We start from the raw sequence: 4,204 nt of genomic DNA, 5'->3' as shown, positions 1-4,204 counted from the left end.
ATCCCGAAGTTGCGGTATCGGTCGAGCGGATAATCGCGTGCCATGATCTACCTCACCAACGATAGTGGCTGAACGCTTTGTTCGCGTCGGCCATCTTGTGGGTGTCTTCGCGCTTCTTCACCGCGGTGCCGCGGTTCTGGACGGCATCCGAAAGCTCGGCGGCCAGGCGCTCTTCCATGGTGTTCTCGTTGCGCTTGCGGGCAGCAGCGATCAGCCAGCGGATTGCCAGCGCCTCACGGCGTTCGGTGCGGACTTCGACGGGGACCTGGTAGGTCGCACCGCCGACGCGGCGCGAGCGGACCTCGACCGAAGGCTTCACGTTGTCGAGCGCTTCGTGGAAGGCTTCGACGGCGTTGCGCTTGAGGCGGGTCTGGACGCGGTCAAGCGCGCCGTAGACGATGCCTTCGGCGACCGACTTCTTGCCGTCGAGCATCAGGTTGTTCATGAACTTGGTGACCACCCGGTCGCCAAACTTGGCGTCGGGAAGGATTTCGCGTTTTTCAGCGGCGTGACGACGGGACATCTCTCAATTCCTCACTTCGGACGCTTCGCGCCATACTTCGAACGGCGCTGACGACGTTCCTTCACGCCCTGGGTATCCAGAACGCCGCGGAGAATGTGGTAACGCACACCGGGAAGGTCTTTCACACGGCCGCCACGGATCAGGACCACCGAGTGTTCCTGAAGGTTGTGCTTTTCGCCGGGGATGTAGCTGATCACCTCAAAGCCATTGGTCAGGCGCACTTTGGCAACCTTCCGCATGGCCGAGTTCGGCTTCTTCGGGGTGGTGGTATAGACGCGGGTGCAAACCCCACGCTTTTGCGGGCAGGATTCCAGGTGCTGCGACTTGGACTTCCGTGGCGCTGCCTCCCGGGGCTTCCGGATCAGCTGTTGAATCGTCGGCATTCACATTCCTCGTTTCGATACTCGCCCCCTGCCTTGGAGGCGCTGCTTCTCGATCCGCGCCTTGCGCCCATCGCAAAACACGAACACCGCACCCACCCCCTTTCGGGGATGCCGCGGTGGATTTCCAGAGGATCGGGGAGCAAGTCCCGGATCATGACCACTTCAAGCGCTCTGACCCCTGCTCTCGGTCGCGACCGGGGGCTTGGGTAGGCGGGCGTATAGGGGGAATCGCCGGGGGTGTCAACACGGGGTCTTGGGGGTTGTCAGGCCGCCGCCCGGCGCCTCAGGTTCCGTTCGCGCCAGAGGGTGAAGAGGCCTGCCCCCACCACGATCGCGGCCCCGATCAGGGTCCAGCCGTCAGGGAGGTCGCCGAAGACCAAAAGGCCAAGAACGATGGCCCAGAGAAGCGAGGTATAGCGGAAGGGCGCGACGAGGCCGATGTCGCCGTGGCGCATGGCGGCGACCGAGCTCAGGTAGCCGACGATGAGGAAAAGCCCGGCACCGAGGACGAGCGTGGCCTCCCATGCCGTCGGCGCATGCCAGCCTTGCAGGCCGGTGCCGATCCAGCCCATCGTGGCGACCGCCGTTGCGGCACCGAGGGCGACGAGGGCCGAGGGCACCTGGCCTTGGATCGGCCTGACCGAAAGGTCGCGGACCACGACACAGAGGACGGAGCCGACGCCGAGGAGGGCCCAGCGGTCGAAGCCCTCCGTCCCGGGACGGATGATGATCAAGACGCCGACGAGGCCCGCAAGGATCGCCGTCATCCGCCGCCAGCCGATCTTGTCCCCGAAAACCAGCGCGGCGCCGAAGGTGATCGCCAGGGGGAGCGCCTGCATGATCGCGGAGAGGTTCGCGAGCGGCATCCGGAGGAGCGCTTCGAGGAACAGGATCGTGGCGGCGATTTCGGCGAGGGAGCGCAGAAGGATCAGGCCACGGTCCCGGGGTGAGAGGCGGAAACGGAAAGCTCCGGTGGCGATGGCGAGGATCGTGAGGCCGGTCACGGTGATCAGGCCGCGGAGACCGATCGCCTGGTAGAGAGGCAAGGTCTCGGTCACCGACTTCATGAAGGTGTCGTTGATCGTGAAGGCGGCCATCGAGGCGCACATCAGGAGGATGCCGCGAAGATTTTCGGAAAGGGGCACTTCGAGGGGTCCTTGGCTTGCGCGCCCTGCCTAGCAGGCCGTTGCGGGAAGGAGAAGTGCCCACGGTGGGACGGTTTTCGGGGTGTTTGGAATCAATGGGTTGGTTGCGGGTGTTGACCATTTGGAAAGGTTTGCGACATTGGGCGCGCCAGCGCCTGACCGATGAGCAAAGGACCGCTGAGCTTGCGGCTAGCGCTCCAGCACGATCAGGCTGTAAGCCCAGCCGTCGGGGGGAGACGGAAACTCGAACAACAGCCGATCCCCGGCGCGCCGCGTGACGATGGCCATCCGGTCGCGGCCCGGGTCATCGTTGTAGTCCTGCGGTGCGCCGCCAGGATCATGGGTGGCGCCCAGAAACACCCGGAACTCCTGGCCGCCGGTGTAATCCCTGTAGAGCGTGCCGGTCGTCGGTTCGGGGCCTTCGGTCATTTCGAGCCACCACCAGTGATCGTCGACACTGGTTCCCCTGATCAGGCAGGGAACGGCAGGAAAGACGGCAATGGGCTCGGGTCCGTCGACCTTGATCATCTGGCAGGTCCAGTCGCCCGCGGGATCGAGGGAGGCATCCATCGGGATCGGGCCACCTTCGAGTGCCCAGTCGAGCGAGTTGAGTTTCTCGGCACTCGCGGCTTTTTCGGCATTGGCGAGTGCGGCGGTCTTGGTGGCCTCGAAATCGACAAAGCGGGCGAAATCGGCGCGGGACATGTTCTTGTTGTAGGTGCCATCGGCCAGAACCGGCGATGCGGCAACCAGAAACGAAAGAGCGAAGGCGACGCGGCTGAGCATTTTGCGATCCGGACCGAGGTCCGGCAATACTGGCGTTGTCCTTTGCAAAGGGCAACGGCGGTATCCATGACCTTTCTCATGCTCAGGCGATGCATCCCGGGAACGGAGAGCCGCCGGATTGCGCAGCCTGGCCGGGCGAAGCGTCTGGCCGGATCAGGCGCTGAGGAACACCGGGACCTCGCTGTTGCCGGAGAGGATGGACTGCGTCACGCTGCCGAAGATCAGGTCGTGTGCCGCAGAGTGCTGGATCGCCCCGCAGACGATCATGTCGCAGCCCGTCTCGCGCGCGGTGTCGGCAAGAGCGGCAAACACCTGTCGCCCATTGCGCTGGACCTCTTGGAACGTGGCGCGGATGCCGTGGCGCGCGAGGTGGTGCGTCGCCTCGATCGCCGATTGATCCATGCGGATGTCCTTGTCGTCTGACACCCGCGCGACGATGGCTTCACCGCCTAGCGCCATGAGCGGGATCGCCTCATGCATGGCGCGGGCGGCTGCGGCGGTGCCGTCCCAGGCGACCAGAGCGCGGGTCGGCGGCTTGCCTGTGGCGGCCTGTGGCACAAGAAGGACCGGGCGCCCGGATTTGAAGAGTGCGGCGTTGACCAGCTGGCGCAGGCCCGAATTGGGCCGCGGGTCGATCTGCAGCACACCAAGATCGGCGACCTTCAGATGGTCGGCGAAGACCTCGCCGATCCCGTAGGCAAAGCTTGACCGGTCGACGACGGAGCATTGCACGCCCAGCTTGTCGGCGCGGGCCAGAATCGCCGATCTGGCCGCGGCAAGCTCTTCGTCGGTACCCTCGGTCGTCGTGGCTTCGGGTCCGATCACGTCGACGACATAGGTCAGCACGACCGTCCGCGCGGAATGCGCCTCGGCAAGCGCGAAAGCCTGCGAGAGTGCAGCGTCGTCCCGCTGCGCATGAGCTGGTTTGACGAAGGTTACGATCGACGTGACGGTCATCAGGTGCCTCCCTGTTCTGCTGTACCCCACATGACGTGGTTGCGGCTGAGGGGATGCGCAAGGTGGCGAAGGACGAGGTCTGTCGAGAAAACCGAGGCCGGCAGGCGCGGCGGGGGCGGCGGTCGCTTCGGCTTCGGACCGCGGGCGCCGATTGCCGTCTGGTCTCGATCGGCCACGATCTTCTTCGCGCAGTCGGCGGCGCTACCGTTGCGTGGCGGGACGGTGGTAAAATTGAGCGCGTTCCGCGCGAAGACTCTTTGTCTCGCCTCTGGCTTTCAGCCAACCGGCTCGGGAAAGTGCCTCCGGCGGGAGTATTTGGAAAAGAGCAACTGGGGGGTGCCGAATGCTTTGACAGCGCGTATCGTCGTTACTGGCCGTCGCGGTCTTCGCCACCTGCCGCAGTTCCTGTA

General features: G+C 64.8%; 5 protein-coding genes. All 5 read right to left on the bottom strand.

The annotated features are described in order from the left end of the window. Positions 1-52: 52 nt before the first annotated feature. Entirely contained in the window at positions 53-523 is a 471-nt protein-coding gene (gene rpsG / locus ACRCSW_RS17735; RefSeq protein WP_438706974.1) for a 30S ribosomal protein S7, read from the bottom strand. Positions 524-534: 11 nt separating this feature from the next. Then, positions 535-906, bottom strand: coding sequence for a 30S ribosomal protein S12 (gene rpsL / locus ACRCSW_RS17730; protein ID WP_125325006.1), 372 nt, complete (start codon positions 904-906; stop codon positions 535-537). A gap of 263 nt (positions 907-1,169) precedes the next feature. After that, entirely contained in the window at positions 1,170-2,051 is an 882-nt protein-coding gene (locus tag ACRCSW_RS17725; RefSeq protein ID WP_438706973.1) for a DMT family transporter, read from the bottom strand. Positions 2,052-2,240: 189 nt separating this feature from the next. Next, on the bottom strand, positions 2,241-2,837 hold the full coding sequence (locus ACRCSW_RS17720; RefSeq protein WP_438706972.1) for a DUF4893 domain-containing protein: 597 nt from the start codon (positions 2,835-2,837) through the stop codon (positions 2,241-2,243). 153 nt (positions 2,838-2,990) lie between these two features. Further along, positions 2,991-3,794 carry a universal stress protein gene (locus ACRCSW_RS17715; protein ID WP_438706971.1) on the bottom strand — a complete coding sequence of 268 codons (804 nt, stop codon included), beginning with the start codon at positions 3,792-3,794 and terminating at the stop codon, positions 2,991-2,993. Between the last annotated feature and the right edge of the window lie 410 nt (positions 3,795-4,204).

Origin of the sequence: Tabrizicola sp. (assembly GCF_051645465.1) — a bacterium.
Lineage (GTDB): Bacteria > Pseudomonadota > Alphaproteobacteria > Rhodobacterales > Rhodobacteraceae > Tabrizicola.
This window is presented reverse-complemented; position numbering and strand designations above follow the sequence as displayed.

What these genes read in the sequence shown, in the direction of transcription:
- rpsG (WP_438706974.1), bottom strand. Translation starts at nt 523, where the DNA reads ATGTCCCGTCGTCACGCCGCTGAAAAACGCGAAATCCTTCCCGACGCC.
- rpsL (WP_125325006.1), bottom strand. Translation starts at nt 906, where the DNA reads ATGCCGACGATTCAACAGCTGATCCGGAAGCCCCGGGAGGCAGCGCCA.
- ACRCSW_RS17720 (WP_438706972.1), bottom strand. Translation starts at nt 2,837, where the DNA reads ATGCTCAGCCGCGTCGCCTTCGCTCTTTCGTTTCTGGTTGCCGCATCG.
- ACRCSW_RS17715 (WP_438706971.1), bottom strand. Translation starts at nt 3,794, where the DNA reads ATGACCGTCACGTCGATCGTAACCTTCGTCAAACCAGCTCATGCGCAG.